Source organism: Pseudomonas sp. B28(2017) (assembly GCF_002113025.1).
In the GTDB taxonomy this organism is placed as follows: Bacteria; Pseudomonadota; Gammaproteobacteria; order Pseudomonadales; family Pseudomonadaceae; genus Aquipseudomonas.
This window is the reverse complement of sequence record NZ_NEJH01000003.1, coordinates 164839-181390: the sequence shown is the minus strand read 5'-3', so window position 1 is coordinate 181390 and position 16552 is coordinate 164839. Positions and strand designations below refer to the sequence as shown.

The window sequence follows — 16552 nt, the reverse complement described above, 5'->3', positions numbered from 1 at the left end:
ATCGCCAAAATTTTCAGCCGCCGACGCCCCTGAAAACGCTGAAGACACGCCCCGCCAGCGCCCGCAGCCGATGACCGACCGGTCGTCCTTCGCATAACTTTCATCGGTTAAAGCGAAGCGGAGTTTGCCCGGTGTGTCGCGGCCCCCTAGAATGCCCCGATGCGCGATGATCTCTCCCTTCTGCTGAACTCCCTCAACGATGCCCAACGCCAGGCCGTAGCAGCCCCCGTGGGTCGTCAGTTGGTCCTGGCCGGTGCTGGTTCCGGTAAAACCCGAGTGCTGGTGCACCGTATCGCCTGGTTGATCCAGGTCGAAAACGCCTCGCCCCACTCCATCCTGTCGGTGACCTTCACCAACAAGGCTGCTGCCGAGATGCGCCAGCGCATCGAGCAGTTGATGGGTATCAACCCGGCCGGCATGTGGGTTGGCACCTTCCACGGCCTGGCGCACCGCTTGTTGCGGGCGCACTGGCAGGAAGCCGGGTTGAGCCAGACTTTCCAGATTCTCGACAGCGACGACCAGCAACGGCTGGTCAAGCGGGTGATCCGCGAGCTCGGCCTGGACGAACAGCGCTGGCCGGCCCGTCAGGCCCAATGGTTCATCAACGGGCAGAAAGACGAAGGCCTGCGCCCGCAACACATTCAAGCCAGCGGCGACCTGTTCCTGGCGACCATGCGCGGCATCTATGAAGCCTACGAGGCCGCCTGCCTGCGTGCGGGTGTCATCGACTTCTCCGAATTGCTGCTGCGCGCCCTCGATCTGTGGCGCGATCACCCAGGCCTGCTCGCTCACTATCAAAAACGCTTCCGGCACATTCTGGTGGACGAGTTCCAGGACACCAACGCCGTGCAGTACGCCTGGTTGCGCCTGCTGGCCAAGGGTGGCGACAGCCTGATGGTGGTGGGTGACGATGACCAGTCGATCTACGGCTGGCGCGGCGCGAAAATCGAGAACATCTACCAGTATTCCGAAGACTTCCCGGACGCCGAAACCATTCGGCTGGAGCAAAACTATCGCTCCACCGCCGGCATCCTGAAGGCTGCCAACGCCTTGATCGCCAACAACACCGGGCGCTTGGGCAAAGAGCTGTGGACAGACGGCGGCGACGGCGAAGCGATCAACCTGTACGCCGCCTTCAACGAACACGATGAAGCACGCTACGTTGTCGAAAGCATCGAAAGCGCGCTGAAAACCGGCTTGTCTCGAAGCGATATCGCGATTCTGTACCGCTCCAACGCCCAATCGCGGGTTCTGGAAGAGGCCTTGCTGCGCGAGCGCATTCCCTACCGTATCTATGGCGGGCAGCGCTTCTTCGAACGCGCCGAAATCAAGAACGCCATGGCTTACCTGCGGTTACTCGAAGGACGGGGTAACGACGCCGCACTGGAACGGGTCATCAATGTGCCGGCCCGTGGCATCGGCGAGAAAACCGTCGAAGCGATCCGCGACCACGCACGCCACAGCGATGTGTCGATGTGGGAAGCGATGCGCCAACTGGTAGCCAACAAAGGCCTGACCGGTCGTGCAGCCGGCGCCCTCGGCGCGTTTATCGAACTGATCGAAAACCTCGCCGCCAAGTGCATGGAAATGCCGCTGCACCTGATGACCCAGACCGTCATCGAGCAGTCGGGGCTGATCGCCTATCACGAAGCGGAAAAAGGCGAGAAAGGCCAGGCCCGGGTAGAAAACCTTGAGGAACTGGTCAGCGCCGCGCGCAACTTCGAAAACAGCGAAGAAGACGAAGACCTGACGCCACTCGCGGCCTTCCTCGGTCATGCGTCGCTGGAAGCCGGCGATACCCAGGCCGACGAGCACGAAGACAGTATTCAATTGATGACCCTGCACAGCGCCAAGGGCCTGGAATTCCCTTACGTGTTCCTGGTGGGCATGGAGGAAGGCCTGTTCCCGCACAAGATGAGCCTGGAAGAACCTGGCCGCCTTGAGGAAGAGCGTCGTCTGGCCTACGTCGGCATCACCCGGGCCATGCAGAATCTGGTGATGACCTACGCCGAAACCCGCCGCCTGTATGGCAGCGAAACCTACAACAAGGTGTCGCGCTTCGTGCGCGAAGTTCCGAAAGGCCTGATTCAGGAGGTGCGGCTGTCCAATAGCGTCAGCCGTCCGTTCGGTGGGAACCAGTCGATGAGTGGCAGCAACCTGTTCAGCGGCAGCGAGATTCCGGAAACCGGCTTCAGCCTGGGTCAGACTGTGCGCCACTCGATCTTCGGTGACGGCGTGATCCTCAACTTCGAAGGCGCCGGGGCTCAGGCCCGGGTACAGGTGAACTTCAGCGAAGGCAGCAAGTGGCTGATGCTGGGTTATGCCAAACTGGAAGCCATTTAAGGACACGCCGGATGCTTTTCTGTGTGTTGATCTGACTAAAGGCGCCAAAACATGGGCTCAGGCTTTTTTTCTTCCTGGACATTCTGGGCCCTGTTATCGGCGGCGTTCGCGGCGATGACCGCCATTTTCGCGAAGGTCGGCATCGAAAACGTCAATTCCGACTTTGCCACCCTGCTACGTACGATCGTGGTATTGGTCAGCCTGGCCTTGATTTTGTACGCCACGGGCCAATATCAGTCTTTGGGATCGATCTCTGCGAAGAGTTACCTGTTCCTGTTGTTGTCGGGCCTGGCCACCGGTGCATCGTGGATCTGCTATTTCCGTGCACTCAAGGTCGGTCCGGCTTCACTGGTCGCTCCGGTGGACAAACTCAGCGTGGTGCTCGTCGCTATACTGGGCGTGGTTCTGCTGGGAGAAAAACTCGACCTGCGCCAATGGGGCGGAATCGGTCTGATCACGGCCGGTGTCGTCATGCTGGCCCTGCGACGTTAGGCGAACGACCTACAAAACTTATCCACTCATCTGACATATCAAAGTCAAAAGGCCTTATTGCGTTGACTGAAGCTGAACACGACCTGTCAGGCAAAAGCCCGAAACACTCTGCCGCTAGCCAGTAACACTTCAGCTGTGCAACATGGCGCGCGTGCCTTCCACAAATGGGAATTCCCTTTATGAAACGTTTTCTTAGCATCGCCATGGCGTTGTGCATCGGCCTGACGATGAGTCTCGACGTCAATGCCGCCAAGCGCTTCGGTGGTGGCAAAAGCGCAGGCGCTGCGCCAACTCACCAGACCAGCCAGATGGCTCCTTCTTCTCCAGGCATGGGTGGCGCCGCAGCGTCCGCTGGTGCTGCCGGTGCCGCTGGCGCCGCTGCCAAAGCCGGTGGCGCTTCGCGCTGGCTCGGCCCTCTGGCCGGTATCGCGGCCGGTGGCCTGCTGGCATCCATGTTCATGGGTGACGGCTTCCAGGGTATGCAGATCTTCGACATCCTGATCATGGCCGTCATTGCGTTCCTGGTCTTCCGTTTTATCGCCGCCCGTCGTCGCAAGCAGCAGGAGCATTACGCTCCGGCCGGCCACGCGCCGATGCAGCGTGAAGTGTTCGAACAGAAGCCTGCCGGCGGTTCGATCTTCGGTGGTTCGGCAGCGCCTGTTGCCGCTCGTCCGGTGATCAATGCTCCAGTCTGGTTCAACGAAAGGAACTTCGTCGAGGCGGCACGCAATCACTTCCAGTCCCTGCAACAGCACTGGGACGCCAGCGAAATGGACAAGATTGCCGAGTTCGTCACTCCGCAAATGCTGGAATTCCTCAAGCGCGAACGTGCCGACCTGGGCGACGGTTTCCAGTCCACCTACATTGATAACCTCAATGTACAACTGGACGGTGTGGACGATCGCGCCGACAAGACCATCGCCACCCTGACTTTCACTGGCGTGTCGAAAACCTCGCGTTTTGACCAGGGCGAAGTCTTCAGCGAAAGCTGGAACATGGAGCGCGCCCAGGGCGAAAACCAGCCTTGGCTGGTGGCCGGTATCCGCCAGAACGGCTGATCCTGCGTAGTTCTGTTCGGAAGGTGCCAAGCTAAGATCAGACAAGGCAAAAACAGGCGAGGAAGCGGAGTTGACTTTAGTCAATGAGCATTCCGAGCCTGTTTTTAACGCAGTATGATCGACGCGCAGGCACGTTCCGGACAGAACTTCACTTGCAGTAAACAAAACCCCGGCTTCGGCTGGGGTTTTCTATTTCGCGGTTGCATCTATAGCGAGCTACTGTATAAACCGCCCCATATAAACCGCGCCATACAAGCAAGAGGATCCCGGACGTGGAAGAAATCATCGAACAACTGCGTGAAGCCAACGAACCGGTACCGGTCCCCTTGGAGTTGCCCGACGAAGATCAACTGGTAGAGGTCGAAGAAGAACTCTTCATCAACATTCCGTTCGTCTTCAAGGAATTCCTGCTGACCGTCAGCGATGTGGTTTACGGCAGCCTTGAACCGGTGACCGTCACTGACCCGCAATCGCATACCTACCTGCCTGATGTGGCCGCAAATGCCTGGGATGCTGGCGTACCACGCGATCTGATCCCTATCTGCCAGGACGGCGACAACTACTACTGCGTCGAAGAAGACGGCACCGTAGTGCTGTGGTCGGGCGAAGAAGAGCTGATCACCGAAGAGTCCTGGGAGTCGGTATGGCACTGGGCGCGGGACGTCTGGCTGGAAAGCTGATCCAGTCAACGCCGCAAGGCGGTCAATGTCCGGACGACTCTTTGTGATTGTCGAGGGTTTCCAGCAACGCCACTTGCATCCGCGTGTGCACGCGAATGAACCAGCGCCACAGCAGCGCCGCGACAGCGGCCGCGACCACGACGATCAGTACCAGCAACTTGTTGGTCGGCAGAATACTGGCCGACAAGGCTGCCAGCAGCAAAAAGATCACCAGCAGCGACAGGATCGGGATCACTTCGGCGATCACCCGGCGCACTCGCTGCGTGTGGCGTCCGGCCATCTCTGGCTTAACGCCCATTTCCGCCAGTAACATCGACAGCGCTTTCAGCTTGCGGTACGCCGCAATCAAAAAAGGCAGCGACAACAACAACGCCCCACCCCAGATCAATGCCTTCTGCCAGCTCGGATCGCTGATCCAGCCTTGCAGGTAAGCCGACATGCGCTCGGCGAAGAACGCACCCGATAAGAAGATCGCAATCACGAGCGCCAGATTGACTCCCACCTGCAGCAAAATCCTCCGAATCATGGATGCCAGTAACGCCCCCTCACCCTGAGGCTGGATGCTGCGCAGCCATTCGCCGTACATCCCCAACACCCGCCCCAGGCGTTCCGGCATGGCGCCGGCGAGCTTGATCGACAATGGATCAGCCGCGCGGATCAGATAAGGCGTCAACAAGGTCGTGATCACCGAAACCGCCACAGCCACGGGGTATAAAAAGTTACTGGTGACCTGCAACGTCATGCCCAGTGCCGCAATGATGAAAGAGAATTCGCCAATCTGTGAAAGACCCATCCCGACTCGTAGCGAGGTGCGTCCGTCATTGCCGGCGATAAACGCACCAAGGCCACAGGACAACATCTTCCCGAGCACTACGGCTACGGTGATTACGGCGATCGGCCAGGCGTATTGAATCAGGATCGCCGGATCGAGCATCAACCCGATGGCCACAAAGAAAATCGCACTGAAAAGATCGCGAACAGGTTCAATCAAGCGCTCGATTTTCAGCAGTTGCCGGGATTCAGCCATGATCGCGCCGATCAGGAACGCCCCGAGAACCATGCTGTATTCAAGCTTGACCACCAGCAGGCAAAAGCCAAAACACAGGCCCAGCACGGTAATCAGCAGCATTTCGTTGCTCTCGAATCTGGCCACGTAGGCCAGCAACCGCGGCACCATCAGAATGCCGATGACCAATGCGACGATCATGAACAGCGACAATTTGCCGACGGTAGAAAACACTTCGCCGGAGCTGACCGTACCGCTGACGGCGATGCTGGACAGCAACGCGATGATGCCGATGCCCAGAATGTCTTCGACGATCAGCACACCGAAAATCAACTGCGCAAATCGCTCGTTCTTCAACTTCAGATCGTTAAGCGCCTTGACGATGATGGTGGTCGAGGAAATCGCCAGGATCGCGCCGAGGAACAATGAATCCATGGTGTTCCAGTCGAACCAGCGACCAATCTCGTAGCCGATCCAGATCATCAACACGATTTCCAGGAACGCCGCGATGAATGCCGTGGCACCGACCTTGAACAACTTGCGCAGGCTGAACTCCAGGCCCAGGCAGAACATCAGGAATATCACGCCGAGTTCGGCCAGGGTCTTGATGGTTTCTTCGTCATGGATCAGGCCGAATGGCGGGGTGTGTGGGCCAATGATGAAACCGGCGACGATGTATCCCAGCACCACCGGTTGTTTCAGACGATGGAAAACCACGGTTACCACACCTGCGATCAACATGATCACTGCCAGATCCTGAATGAAACTGATGGCATGCATGGCGTGAGACTCCCTGGATGGCCTTGCTCGATCCCCGGACGCAGGAAAAGTCTGATCGAGCAGAACAAAAATCTGGATTACGCGTAGGAAATGCCCTTGAGGCAGAGCTTTTTTGCAGGGTAACACCGCGACTTCTGGCAGAAAGGCGGTGCAATATATGGAAACAGATCGATCCGGCGTGACGGCGACTCCGCACCCGGCGTCCCGATAACTGTTGGTTTGAAAAAACCGCTGAGGCACCCGCAGAGGTGCATCCCTCAAACCTGGCCTTGACCCGTGAGAATGCTATGGAACCCGGAAACGCCCAGCTGTCGATGACGGTATTGATGACCCCAGACATGGCCAACTTCTCTGGCAATGTTCACGGCGGCACCCTGCTCAAATACCTGGACGAAGTGGCCTACGCCTGCGCCAGCCGTTATGCCGGCCGCTATGTGGTGACCCTGTCGGTGGACCAGGTCATTTTCCGTGAGCCGATCCATGTCGGCGAACTGGTGACCTTTCTCGCCTCGGTCAACTACACCGGCAACACCTCCATGGAGGTGGGCATCAAAGTGGTGACCGAGAATATTCGCGAGCGCTCGGTGCGCCACACCAACAGTTGCTTCTTCACCATGGTTGCGGTGGATGACCAGCGTAAACCTGCATCGGTACCACCGCTGCAACCGCAGAACAGCGAAGACAAGCGCCGCTATATGCAGGCCCAGCAGCGCCGGCAGATTCGCCAGGAGCTGGAAAAGCGCTATCAGGAAATCAAGGGCGACGCCTGAATTCTGTTGTGCCCCCCCATTCGCGAGCCTGCTCGCGAATGGGGGCAACGCTGAGTCAAAGGCTGATCGCAGTCGCTTCGAACCGTACCCGAGGATGGGCAATCCGGTCCTGGGCCCGAACCAGTTCCAACTCGTAGCTGGCACACGCCTGGGTTTCCAGCAGCACTTCATGCACCGCCGATGCCGTGAACTCGAACGCGGCTACCAGGCTGTCTCCCAACAGCACACGCGCCAGGAACAACCCGGACGTAAGATCGCCCACACCCACCGGTTGACGTGGAAACGCCAGCAACGGGCGCTGCAAATGCCAGCTGCCTTCAGCCGTCACCAGCAGCATCTCGAAGACCTCTGCCGGTTTACCGGGGTAGTCCAGATGCTTGACCAGCACTGCTTTCGGGCCGCGCGCCAACAGTGCACGCGCCATTGCCAGGCAATCGAACAGCGATTGCGGCTTGCGTCCGGAGAAGCTGTCCAGCTCCAGTTGGTTCGGGCACATGAAGTCCGCCACGGCGGCGGCCTCTTCCAACAGGAAATCACTGACTTCCGCCGGAACACTGCAGCCCTTCTCCGGATGCCCCATGACCGGGTCACACAGGTACAGCGCCTTGGGATTCATCGACTTGATCCGCGCCACTCCCGTCAGGATCGCCCGGCCCTGGGCCGCACTGCCGAGGTAACCGGAGAGCACCGCATCGCAGTTGCCCAACTCGCCAATCGCCGCGATGCCTTCGACCAGGTCCGGTATCTGGTGCGGCGCCAGCACTTCACCGGCCCACTGACCGTACTGGGTGTGATTGGAGAATTGTACGGTGTTGAGCGGCCAGACATTCACCCCGACCCGTTGCATCGGGAAAACCGCGGCACTGTTGCCGGCGTGACCAAATACCACGTGGGACTGGATAGCGAGCAAATGCGGTGTACGTTTCATGCGGTGGATTTCCGTAAAACGATTGAAATTCTAGCCGCGCAGTATGCGACTAAACGCAGCCTGTACGACAGACCAGCGACGCAGTTAAGCTGACACTATCTTGTTGGAGCACCCTGTTGATGCTGACCCTTGGAAATATATTCGTGCTGATGCTTTTCGCCACTGCCGGCGCATGGCTTTGGCACAACCACGGCTTGCGCGAGCGTGCGCTGGAGCGGGTGAAACAGCATTGCAGCAAACTCGGGATCGAATTGCTGGACGGCAACGTGGCCTTGAAAAGAATCGCGTTCATCAGGGATGCCAGTGGTCGGCGACGCCTGGCCCGCGTGTACAACTTCGAATTCACCGTGACCGGTGAAACCCGCCACAACGGCACTATCACCCAGTTCGGCGCCCACAGCGCACAGATTGAGTTGGCGCCCTACCCGGTTCCATTCGACGAAACCGAACCTCCGGTCGAGGTGGTGAAGCCTCGCGCTGAAGTGATCGAGCTGAGCCAGTGGCGTCAGGAACATACCAAGTGGCGACCTTGAGCCATTAACCCGGTTCGAATCGACACGCTGCCAGCTCACTCTGCAGTCTTTCTGCATTCTGCGGTTCACTGAAAATCAGCTCGATACGCGAATCCTGCCGCCATTCACTGGGCCGCCAATCCAGCACCGAGTTATCCACCGCATTCACCGAGACCCACCCTTCGACACTGTGGATAACCAGCTTCGCCCTCTTCCAGCCAAGGCTTTCAAGCCAGCGGCAGACCAGGACGGCATCAAACACCTGGCTTGAGTGCCAGCGCCAACCGATGCTCCAGCCACCGTCCTGTTCCTGACTCAAGCAAATGGGCAACGCGGGATCGGTCCAGACAGCCGGCATCTGCGCCAATCCCTTGGGTACCACGAAGTTATCCACACCGTCCAGCGCTTTGGCTTTCAGCCCCGGCAACTCGCTCAAGGGTAAAACCGCCTGTTGCGTCCAGTACAGGGGGGCCGGCGGCAATTGTGCGGCGATTCGCTGGCGACTTTCTTCTTCGATACCTTCAAATTTGTTCAACAGTAACAATCCCGCATGGCTCAGCGCTTGCTGTTGCGCCTGCGGCAGCGGTTTGCCAGCAGCAAGTGCCTGGGCGTCCAACACCAGCACACAAGGCTGAACAGCCAGCACGCCTTGCCACGGCGCTTCGCTCAATTGCTTGAGCAATTGCGCCGGATGCCCCAGCCCTGAGGGCTCGATGAACAGCCGATCCGGCTGTGCCTTGCGCAACAAACGCCCAAGACCAATCTGGAACGGTGCGCCATTGACGCAACACAAGCAGCCTCCGGCCACTTCGCCCAGTGCGATACCATCGGCGTCCCGGGTCAGGAGCGCAGCGTCGAGACCGATCTGGCCAAACTCGTTGATCAACACCGCCCAGCGCTCGCCAGCCGGACGCTGGGCCAGCAGGTGCTTGATCAGGCTGGTCTTGCCGGCGCCCAACGGGCCGGCAATGACATGAGTGGGGATGTTCTGCAGCATGGTCGATGATTTCTGAGGAGGTGATGGATGCGGTTGATTGGCTTGTCGTTGCTCCTGGCACTCGTTTCAGGCGAGGCGCTGGCCCAGGCTTGTGTGGTTCACAGCCAGGCCGAACGTCTTGATGTCCAGGTTTGTCAGCAGAACCGCAACATCCCGCCAAAACTCTTCGCCGACGGTTTCTGCCAACCTGAACTGGCGGGGCAGAAAGTCGAGGTCCGGTATGTCGATCAATGCCCCAGTGGCGCATTTGGTATCTGCAGCAATGCCCAAGTCGCCAATATGCCCTACCGACAGGATATTCACTATTACGGCGTTGCCACTGACGCGGCGTATTTACAGCCGTACTGCGAGACCCGCAGCCAGGGCACCTGGCTCAAGCCTTGAAGCACCAAGAGAAGATCAGGCAGCCTCTTCGTACCAAGGGCCGAATGGATCAGGCAGCAAACGCCAGCCCTCTACGCCCAGCGCCATTTCCTCATCGGTCAGCAGACATGCGTCCAGTTCAGCCGTGAGCTGCGTGAAGTCGATGTTCTGGCCGATGAATACCAGTTCCTGGCGACAATCTCCGCTATCGGCGGACCAGTTTTTCATGATCCCGGCGGTACTTTCCGCGTCCTGTGGCCATTGGCTTTTCGGTACGAAACGCCACCAGCGCCCGGCAAAACCATAGCGCATCAAACCACCGGCCTGGGACCAGCTGCCGGCGTCCATGTGTTTGCTCGCCAGCCAGAAAAAGCCCTTGGAGCGCAGCAGTTTGCCGTTGTCCCAGGAACCGTCGATGAAGTTGAAGAAACGCTGTGGGTGGAACGGCCGCCGAGCCCGGTAAGCGCTGGACGCAATACCGTATTCTTCGGTTTCCGGCACGTGTTCGCCGCGCAGCTCCTGCAACCACCCCGGAGCCTCGGCAGCCTTTTCGAAGTCAAAACGACCGGTGTTGAGAATTTTATTCAAAGGGATTTCGCCCATCGCCATCGGAATGATTTCCGCCCGGGCGTTGAGCCGTTCAAGTATGGCGATCAGCTCCTCGCGTTCGTGGCTGCTGATCAAGTCGACCTTGCTGAGCAAAATCACATCGGCGAACTCGACCTGCTCAATCAGCAGATCGGTAATCGAGCGCTCGTCTTCTTCCCCAAGCGTTTCTCCTCGGGAGGCCAGGCTTTCGGCAGCCTGATAATCAAGCAGGAAGTTAATGCCATCGACCACCGTGACCATGGTGTCCAGACGTGCGATGTCGTTGAGGCTCTGGCCGTGTTCATCGCGGAAGGTGAAGGTTTCCGCCACCGGCAGCGGTTCGGAAATACCGGTGGACTCGATCAGCAGATAGTCGAAGCGCCCCTCCCTGGCGAGCTGACTCACTTCCTCCAGCAAATCTTCACGTAACGTACAGCAAATACACCCGTTACTCATTTCCACCAACCGTTCCTCAGCCCGATTAAGGCTGACATCGCGCTGGACTTCGGCGCCATCGACGTTGATTTCGCTCATATCGTTGACGATGACCGCAACCCGCAAACCATCGCGGTTACGTAGTATGTAATTAAGAAGTGTACTTTTTCCGGCACCAAGAAAGCCGGAGAGAACGGTCACGGGGAGTCGATTGGACATCTGCATATTCCTCACAGGGATGCCCGGTCGCTGTGTCGGGCTTACACAATGTTATACTGTAACACAACAAACAAACCATCCCCTCTTGCTCAGCAGGGCAAAGGACAGGATGCTGAACGCCGCTCCCCTCGTGAGAAAGCTCATGCGCAACGCCCTTAAACCCGCATTGATCATACTTTCCCTGCTGGTTGCTGCTGACACGCTGGCCCAGGTCCCGAGCCTGGCCAGGTGCACCCGCAGCGCCAACCTGCTGGCCTGCGTGGATGCGGATGGCAACGCCTACAGCGTCAACACCGCCGGAAGCACAATCTATCTGCGTGGGTTCGAAAGGGCCGGCAAACGCTATTGGGCGCAGACCAACAGCCGCTACGGCCAGCTTACGTTCTTCACCGGCATCGCTTCCGATGGCGAGGCCTGGGTTGGCTACAACCAGCGCGTCGGCTGGACCACGATCAACCGGTTTTCCAGCTCCGGCGGCAGCAGCGCCAGGTTCACCTGCAGCCGGATCGCTGGCTGTTAGGCCTGCCTGTTTTTCTTTGCCTGCTGCCAGGCAAGGTAGCTGTTGATTGGCGGATTTTTCTGAAAATAGCGCTGCAAGCCTTCGAACAGGCCGTCAGCTACCGCCTGCTGATGACGTGCGGTCACCAGCCGCTGACTGTCGCGGGCATTGGAAATGAAGCCGGTTTCCACCAGGATCGACGGCACATCAGGCGACTTCAACACTGCGAATCCTGCCTGTTCCACGCGTTTCTGATGCAACGTGGTGATACCCGCCAAGCTACCGAGTACGGTGCTGCCCAGCTCCAGACTGGCGGCGACGGTGGCACTCATCGACATGTCGAGGATGACCCCGATCGCCCCCGGATCCTTGCCGCCATGACCAGGGTCGACCACCACGATGATGTCGCGCATGGGATGGGGCTTGGCCGTGGCCACTACAGGCGCTGCCGGAGTCGCTGATGACAACGCCGCGGTAGTTTTCAGATCGAGAACCAGCCGGTGTCCCTGCCCATCCTGAGGCGGCAACAGGAAGCTGTTGAGCTGCACCGGCTCACTGAGGTCGAGGACGATCCGCGTATCGCCCTTGCCGAAATGCCCGGAGCGAATCGAACGAATCACGCAATCGCCCAGGGCCAATTGACTGAAATCACCGCTGAGGCTGACGCCACTGAGGTCGATGATCAGCCGCTCCGGGGTACTCAGCGAGAAGGTCTTGTATTGCACGGGTCCGCTCAGATCGAACACCAGCCTGAGCCTTCCATCCGAGCGCCAAAGCCGTGCGTTACGTATTTGCGCAGCCGTCGCGCCGAAGGGTAAAGCGAAGGCCGCGCTGGCCAGAATCAGGTTGAGCAAGTGGCGTCTGTGCATGCTGAAAGCCTGTTCATGAAAAAGGCATCGTCGATTATACTGTTATACTATAACATACCAAGCCAACTCCCACGATGGACCTGCTCATGAATGCGCTGACTCTGCCGGATATCGCCGCGCAGGCCTCACGCCAAGCCCTGCCACTGGAGTGGGTGGGCATGTGCGGCATTGCTCTTCCTGTTTTGTTTGATGGCCAACGATTGCATGCAAAGGCCGATGCCGGCGTGAGCCTCGACGATGGCAATGCGCGCGGCATTCACATGTCACGGCTCTACCTGGCGCTTGAGTTGTTGGAGCAGGAAAACCTTTCACCGGCCTTATTGCGGCGGGTTTTGCAGCGCTTTCTTGAGAGCCACGAAGGGCTGTCCAGCAGCGCTCACTTAACCATTCACGCCGATATGCTGCTGAAAAGGCCTGCGTTGATCAGCCCATTGGCGGGCTGGAAAAGTTATCCGGTGAGCATCGAAGCGCGTTTGAAAAACGCGATGTTCCACGTGGAACTAAAAATCGACCTGCCTTATTCCTCAACCTGTCCGTGCTCCGCGGCCCTTTCTCGACAGTTGATTCAGCAGCAATTCGTAGATGATTTCGCCAACAAGCCGCTGCAACATGCTGACGTTTTAGCGTGGCTCGGCTCCACAAACGGCATCGTCGCCACACCTCACAGCCAACGCAGCAGCGCAAAGTTGTGCGTACGGCTGGCTGATTTTCTGGATGAATTGCCTCTGATCGCCGTCATCAACGACGCCGAAGCCGCACTCGGCACAGCCGTCCAAACAGCGGTTAAACGCGCCGACGAACAAGCCTTCGCCCTGGCCAATGGTCAGAACCTGATGTTCTGTGAAGACGCCGCACGCCGTTTGAATCTGGCCCTGAAACGTTCCACAGGCATCAATGCCTTCCACATTCGTGTGATCCACGCCGAAAGCCTGCACGCCCATGACGCCGTAGCCGAAAGCCGGTTCAACTGGGAGGCCGCATGATTGGTTGCCACGCCTTGCGCTGGGGCGCACCGGGACAGCCACTCACACCGGCGCTGGACTTCGAACTGCCGAAGGGCAGCCTGACCGCCATCATCGGTGCGAACGGTTCCGGGAAAAGCAGTCTGTTGAAGGTCATCGCTGGCCTGCAGAAACCTCTGGCCGGAAAGGTAAGCCTGGGTGTTCCACGCAGGGGCGGTGTGTCGTTCCTGCCTCAGCAACAACACCTGGACAGGCAATTCCCGATCAGCCTTCAAGCATTGGTCGCCGCCGGTTTCTGGGGCAACAGACAATCAGCGGAAATCCGCAACCAACGATTGGCAACCGTCCTTGAAAACTGGTGCCTGAACGGACTGGAAAATCGCCCCTTGATGGCCCTCTCCGGCGGTGAATTGCAACGCGCCCTGCTCGCCCGATTAAGCCTGACCGAAGCGCCCTTGCTGTTGCTCGATGAACCCCACGCGGCCCTCGATGAACTTGGCCAGGCATTGCTCTGGAAACACATACATCAGTGGCACCTCGAAGGCCGGACGCTGATGATCGTGTGCCACGACCTCGCCGCTGTCCGCGAGCACATCCCACACACATTGCTGATCAAAAGCAGCGGTTGTGTATTCGGCCCGAGCGCCGAGCTGATCCGCCAACAACCTCCATCGCAGGTGGCCTGATGATCGCTGCAGCGCATCTCTGGCAACCGTTCCATGAATTCGTCTTCATGCGTCGGGCGCTGCTCGGCGGTTTGGTCCTGGCATGCAGCACGGCGCCTTTGGGGGTGTTCCTGATCCTCAGGCGCATGAGCCTGATCGGCGATGCCGTCGCCCACGGCATTCTTCCCGGTGCTGCGCTGGGTTTCTGGTTTGCCGGGTTGAGCCTCCCGGCGTTGACCATCGGTGGCCTCGGAGCCGGCCTGAGTATGGCGGGCCTTGCCGCCTGGATCACGCGACGCACCGGCTTGCGAGAGGACGCCAGCCTCGCGGCGATTTACCCGATTTCCCTGGCCAGTGGCGTACTGATTCTCGGCATCGCCGGCAAACGCCTTGACCTGTTGCACCTGCTGTTTGGCTCGGCGCTGGCGGTCGATGGCCCAACCTTGACCGGCATGCTTTGGGTTTCGGGCCTGAGTCTGATGGCCATGGCATTGATCTACAGACCACTGCTGCTCGACACCCTCGACCCGCTTTTTCTGCAAACCGTCAGCCGACTCGGTCCACTGGCCCACGGCGTGTTCCTGACACTGGTGGTGTTGAACCTGGTCATCGGTTTCCAGGCGATCGGTGCATTGATGGTGGTCGGCTTGATGATGTTGCCTGCCGCTGCGGCGCGTTTCTGGAGTCGCCGTTTGCCGGTACTGATCATCGTCGCCGCTTTACTCGGCAGCCTCTCGGTGTGGCTCGGCCTGTTGGTCTCGTTCTACTACTCGCTGCCCAGTGGGCCGGCAATCGTGTTGGTCGCGGGCGCCGGGTATCTGTTGTCCGTGGTGTTCGGACCGGTGCACGGCTTGCTGCGCCGCCCGCCTTTGCTCACATCCCAATGAGGTGTTACCCGATGCGCGCTTTACTCGTGCTGTTCAGTTTGATGGTGTCGATGTCGCTGTCTGCTGCTGAAAAACTTCAGGTGGTCACCAGCTTCAGCATCCTTGCTGACATGACCCGTCAGGTCGGCAAGGATCACATCCAGATCACCAACATGGTCGGCCCGGACGCCGATGCCCACACCTACGAGCCGACACCGGACGACGCCAAAGCGCTGCTCAAAGCCAGGCTCATCATCAAGAACGGCCTGGGTTTCGAACCCTGGCTGGATCGCCTTGTGACCAGCACCGAGACCTCGGCGCCGGTCATCAGCGCGAGCCACGGTGTCATACCGCGTAGCCTGGATGAAGACGGCGAAACCGTTCCCGACCCGCATGCCTGGCATAACCTGGCGAACACCGAGCTGTACATCGCCAACATCACCAAGGCGCTGATCGCCGCTGACCCGGCGAACACCGCCGACTATGAGCGCAACAGTCAGGCGTACCTGAAACAGGTCTACGCCCTGCTCGCCGAAGCCAAGGCCAAACTCGGCTCACTGCCAGCGGGCAACCGCAAGATCGTGACGTCCCATGATGCCTTCGGTTATCTCGGCCAAGCCTACGGCATCGAGTTCATGGCGCCTCAAGGCCTGTCCACCGAGCGCGAACCTTCAGCCGCCGAGGTGGCCGCACTGATCACCCAGATTCGTCAGGCCAAGGTCAAGGCGGTGTTCATGGAAAACATCAAGGACGCGCGCCTGCTCAAGCAGATCGCCGAAGAAAGCGGCGCGCGGATCGGCGGCACGCTGTACTCCGATGCCCTTGCCGCGAGCGGTCCGGCCAGCACCTTCACCGGGTTGTTCGAATACAACCTCAACACCCTGTACAACGCGTTGAGCAAGCCATGATCCGCAAGAATCCTTCCGGCGATTTACCGCTGATTGCCGAGTCGGCCTACGTCGACAAGACGGCGATCATCTGCGGCAAAGTGGTGATCGGCGAGAACGTCTTCGTCGGTCCCTACGCGGTGATACGCGCTGACGAAGTCGATGACACAGGCTACATGCAACCGATCACCATCGGCGCCAACTCGAACATCCAGGACGGCGTGGTGATCCACTCCAAATCCGGTGCGGCGGTGACCATTGGCGAATTCAGTTCCATCGCCCACCGCTCGATCGTGCATGGCCCTTGCACCGTCGGCAATCGAGTGTTCGTAGGCTTCAACAGCGTGCTGTTCAACTGCGTGGTCGGTGACGGTTGCGTGGTACGGCACAACTCGGTGGTTGATGGACGTGACCTGCCTGCAGCCTTCTACGTGCCTTCTACCACGCGGATTGGTCCCAACACCGACCTCTCGCAATATCCGCCGGTGAGCGTGAGTGCCTCGGAGTTTTCCGAAGACGTAGCGCGCACCAACGTCGATCTGGTGCGCGGCTACAAAGCCCTGCAAAACGAGTTCTGACCATGAGCAGCGTACTGATTCGCAATGCCCGCGCTGCTGGAGCAGGTCGCGCAAC

At 59.1% G+C, this 16552-nt stretch carries 18 protein-coding genes; 13 read left to right on the top strand and 5 right to left on the bottom strand.

The genetic code is table 11. The annotated features are described in order from the left end of the window. The first annotated feature begins 159 nt into the window (after positions 1 to 159). The 4 genes from uvrD to CAF65_RS10060 all read left to right on the top strand — a co-directional run bounded on the left by uvrD (position 160) and on the right by CAF65_RS10060 (position 4573). Positions 160 to 2343: a DNA helicase II gene (gene uvrD / locus CAF65_RS10075; RefSeq protein ID WP_085716160.1), complete on the top strand. Its 2184-nt coding sequence runs from the start codon at positions 160 to 162 to the stop codon at positions 2341 to 2343. Positions 2344 to 2394: 51 nt separating this feature from the next. Continuing rightward, positions 2395 to 2835: an EamA family transporter gene (locus CAF65_RS10070; protein ID WP_007989639.1), complete on the top strand. Its 441-nt coding sequence runs from the start codon at positions 2395 to 2397 to the stop codon at positions 2833 to 2835. Positions 2836 to 3014: 179 nt separating this feature from the next. After that, a complete protein-coding gene (locus CAF65_RS10065) occupies positions 3015 to 3893 on the top strand; it encodes a Tim44 domain-containing protein (RefSeq protein WP_085716159.1) in 879 nt (292 codons plus the stop codon). 272 nt (positions 3894 to 4165) lie between these two features. Then, entirely contained in the window at positions 4166 to 4573 is a 408-nt protein-coding gene (locus tag CAF65_RS10060; protein ID WP_007995855.1) for an SMI1/KNR4 family protein, read from the top strand. Between the two features lie 22 nt (positions 4574 to 4595). On the opposite strand, the gene CAF65_RS10055 is transcribed toward CAF65_RS10060, so the two are convergent. Then, positions 4596 to 6359 (bottom strand): cation:proton antiporter, encoded by a 1764-nt coding sequence (locus CAF65_RS10055; protein WP_085716158.1) that lies wholly within the window; start codon positions 6357 to 6359, stop codon positions 4596 to 4598. Between the two features lie 287 nt (positions 6360 to 6646). Here CAF65_RS10055 and CAF65_RS10050 point away from each other — a divergent pair, with 287 nt between their 5' ends. Then, the gene (locus tag CAF65_RS10050) at positions 6647 to 7129 is read left to right on the top strand and encodes an acyl-CoA thioesterase (protein ID WP_007934430.1); all 483 of its coding nucleotides are present in this window, start codon (positions 6647 to 6649) and stop codon (positions 7127 to 7129) included. A gap of 55 nt (positions 7130 to 7184) precedes the next feature. Here CAF65_RS10050 and pdxY read toward each other — a convergent pair whose 3' ends face one another. Beyond that, entirely contained in the window at positions 7185 to 8057 is an 873-nt protein-coding gene (pdxY, locus tag CAF65_RS10045) for a pyridoxal kinase PdxY (protein ID WP_085716157.1), read from the bottom strand. A 119-nt stretch (positions 8058 to 8176) separates the two neighbouring features. Here pdxY and CAF65_RS10040 point away from each other — a divergent pair, with 119 nt between their 5' ends. Further along, positions 8177 to 8590, top strand: coding sequence for a DUF3301 domain-containing protein (locus tag CAF65_RS10040; protein WP_085716156.1), 414 nt, complete (start codon positions 8177 to 8179; stop codon positions 8588 to 8590). Positions 8591 to 8594: 4 nt separating this feature from the next. On the opposite strand, the gene CAF65_RS10035 is transcribed toward CAF65_RS10040, so the two are convergent. Further along, complete coding sequence (locus CAF65_RS10035) at positions 8595 to 9566, bottom strand: GTP-binding protein (protein WP_085716155.1); 972 nt, start codon at positions 9564 to 9566, stop codon at positions 8595 to 8597. A gap of 27 nt (positions 9567 to 9593) precedes the next feature. Between CAF65_RS10035 and CAF65_RS10030 the strand changes: the two genes are divergently transcribed. Next, entirely contained in the window at positions 9594 to 9950 is a 357-nt protein-coding gene (locus CAF65_RS10030; RefSeq protein ID WP_085716154.1) for an NADH:ubiquinone oxidoreductase, read from the top strand. A 15-nt stretch (positions 9951 to 9965) separates the two neighbouring features. On the opposite strand, the gene zigA is transcribed toward CAF65_RS10030, so the two are convergent. After that, positions 9966 to 11171: a zinc metallochaperone GTPase ZigA gene (gene zigA / locus CAF65_RS10025; protein WP_085716153.1), complete on the bottom strand. Its 1206-nt coding sequence runs from the start codon at positions 11169 to 11171 to the stop codon at positions 9966 to 9968. 142 nt (positions 11172 to 11313) lie between these two features. On the opposite strand from zigA, the gene CAF65_RS10020 reads away from it, so the two are divergent. After that, positions 11314 to 11691 (top strand): glutamine synthetase, encoded by a 378-nt coding sequence (locus CAF65_RS10020; protein WP_085716152.1) that lies wholly within the window; start codon positions 11314 to 11316, stop codon positions 11689 to 11691. Here the strand turns inward: CAF65_RS10020 and CAF65_RS10015 are convergent. After that, positions 11688 to 12539: an N-acetylmuramoyl-L-alanine amidase gene (locus tag CAF65_RS10015; protein WP_085716151.1), complete on the bottom strand. Its 852-nt coding sequence runs from the start codon at positions 12537 to 12539 to the stop codon at positions 11688 to 11690. The genes CAF65_RS10020 and CAF65_RS10015 overlap by 4 nt on opposite strands. 86 nt (positions 12540 to 12625) lie before the next feature. Between CAF65_RS10015 and folE2 the strand changes: the two genes are divergently transcribed. From folE2 to CAF65_RS09990, 5 genes are read left to right on the top strand one after another with little or no spacing between them, the layout of a single operon-like run. After that, the gene (gene folE2 / locus CAF65_RS10010; protein WP_085716150.1) at positions 12626 to 13522 is read left to right on the top strand and encodes a GTP cyclohydrolase FolE2; all 897 of its coding nucleotides are present in this window, start codon (positions 12626 to 12628) and stop codon (positions 13520 to 13522) included. Then, on the top strand, positions 13519 to 14187 hold the full coding sequence (locus tag CAF65_RS10005; protein WP_085716149.1) for a metal ABC transporter ATP-binding protein: 669 nt from the start codon (positions 13519 to 13521) through the stop codon (positions 14185 to 14187). The genes folE2 and CAF65_RS10005 overlap by 4 nt, the downstream gene beginning before the upstream one ends. After that, on the top strand, positions 14187 to 15053 hold the full coding sequence (locus CAF65_RS10000; RefSeq protein WP_085716148.1) for a metal ABC transporter permease: 867 nt from the start codon (positions 14187 to 14189) through the stop codon (positions 15051 to 15053). The genes CAF65_RS10005 and CAF65_RS10000 overlap by 1 nt, the downstream gene beginning before the upstream one ends. 11 nt (positions 15054 to 15064) lie before the next feature. Beyond that, positions 15065 to 15940 (top strand): metal ABC transporter substrate-binding protein, encoded by an 876-nt coding sequence (locus CAF65_RS09995; RefSeq protein WP_085716147.1) that lies wholly within the window; start codon positions 15065 to 15067, stop codon positions 15938 to 15940. After that, positions 15937 to 16497 carry a carbonate dehydratase gene (locus CAF65_RS09990; RefSeq protein WP_085716146.1) on the top strand — a complete coding sequence of 187 codons (561 nt, stop codon included), beginning with the start codon at positions 15937 to 15939 and terminating at the stop codon, positions 16495 to 16497. The genes CAF65_RS09995 and CAF65_RS09990 overlap by 4 nt, the downstream gene beginning before the upstream one ends. Positions 16498 to 16552: the final 55 nt, after the last annotated feature.

What these genes read in the sequence shown, in the direction of transcription:
- folE2 (WP_085716150.1), top strand. Translation starts at nt 12,626, where the DNA reads ATGAATGCGCTGACTCTGCCGGATATCGCCGCGCAGGCCTCACGCCAA.
- CAF65_RS10070 (WP_007989639.1), top strand. Translation starts at nt 2,395, where the DNA reads ATGGGCTCAGGCTTTTTTTCTTCCTGGACATTCTGGGCCCTGTTATCG.
- CAF65_RS09995 (WP_085716147.1), top strand. Translation starts at nt 15,065, where the DNA reads ATGCGCGCTTTACTCGTGCTGTTCAGTTTGATGGTGTCGATGTCGCTG.
- CAF65_RS10065 (WP_085716159.1), top strand. Translation starts at nt 3,015, where the DNA reads ATGAAACGTTTTCTTAGCATCGCCATGGCGTTGTGCATCGGCCTGACG.
- uvrD (WP_085716160.1), top strand. Translation starts at nt 160, where the DNA reads ATGCGCGATGATCTCTCCCTTCTGCTGAACTCCCTCAACGATGCCCAA.
- CAF65_RS10005 (WP_085716149.1), top strand. Translation starts at nt 13,519, where the DNA reads ATGATTGGTTGCCACGCCTTGCGCTGGGGCGCACCGGGACAGCCACTC.
- CAF65_RS10035 (WP_085716155.1), bottom strand. Translation starts at nt 9,566, where the DNA reads ATGCTGCAGAACATCCCCACTCATGTCATTGCCGGCCCGTTGGGCGCC.
- pdxY (WP_085716157.1), bottom strand. Translation starts at nt 8,057, where the DNA reads ATGAAACGTACACCGCATTTGCTCGCTATCCAGTCCCACGTGGTATTT.
- CAF65_RS10050 (WP_007934430.1), top strand. Translation starts at nt 6,647, where the DNA reads ATGGAACCCGGAAACGCCCAGCTGTCGATGACGGTATTGATGACCCCA.
- CAF65_RS10020 (WP_085716152.1), top strand. Translation starts at nt 11,314, where the DNA reads ATGCGCAACGCCCTTAAACCCGCATTGATCATACTTTCCCTGCTGGTT.
- CAF65_RS10055 (WP_085716158.1), bottom strand. Translation starts at nt 6,359, where the DNA reads ATGCATGCCATCAGTTTCATTCAGGATCTGGCAGTGATCATGTTGATC.
- zigA (WP_085716153.1), bottom strand. Translation starts at nt 11,171, where the DNA reads ATGTCCAATCGACTCCCCGTGACCGTTCTCTCCGGCTTTCTTGGTGCC.
- CAF65_RS09990 (WP_085716146.1), top strand. Translation starts at nt 15,937, where the DNA reads ATGATCCGCAAGAATCCTTCCGGCGATTTACCGCTGATTGCCGAGTCG.
- CAF65_RS10030 (WP_085716154.1), top strand. Translation starts at nt 9,594, where the DNA reads ATGCGGTTGATTGGCTTGTCGTTGCTCCTGGCACTCGTTTCAGGCGAG.
- CAF65_RS10000 (WP_085716148.1), top strand. Translation starts at nt 14,187, where the DNA reads ATGATCGCTGCAGCGCATCTCTGGCAACCGTTCCATGAATTCGTCTTC.
- CAF65_RS10040 (WP_085716156.1), top strand. Translation starts at nt 8,177, where the DNA reads ATGCTGACCCTTGGAAATATATTCGTGCTGATGCTTTTCGCCACTGCC.
- CAF65_RS10015 (WP_085716151.1), bottom strand. Translation starts at nt 12,539, where the DNA reads ATGCACAGACGCCACTTGCTCAACCTGATTCTGGCCAGCGCGGCCTTC.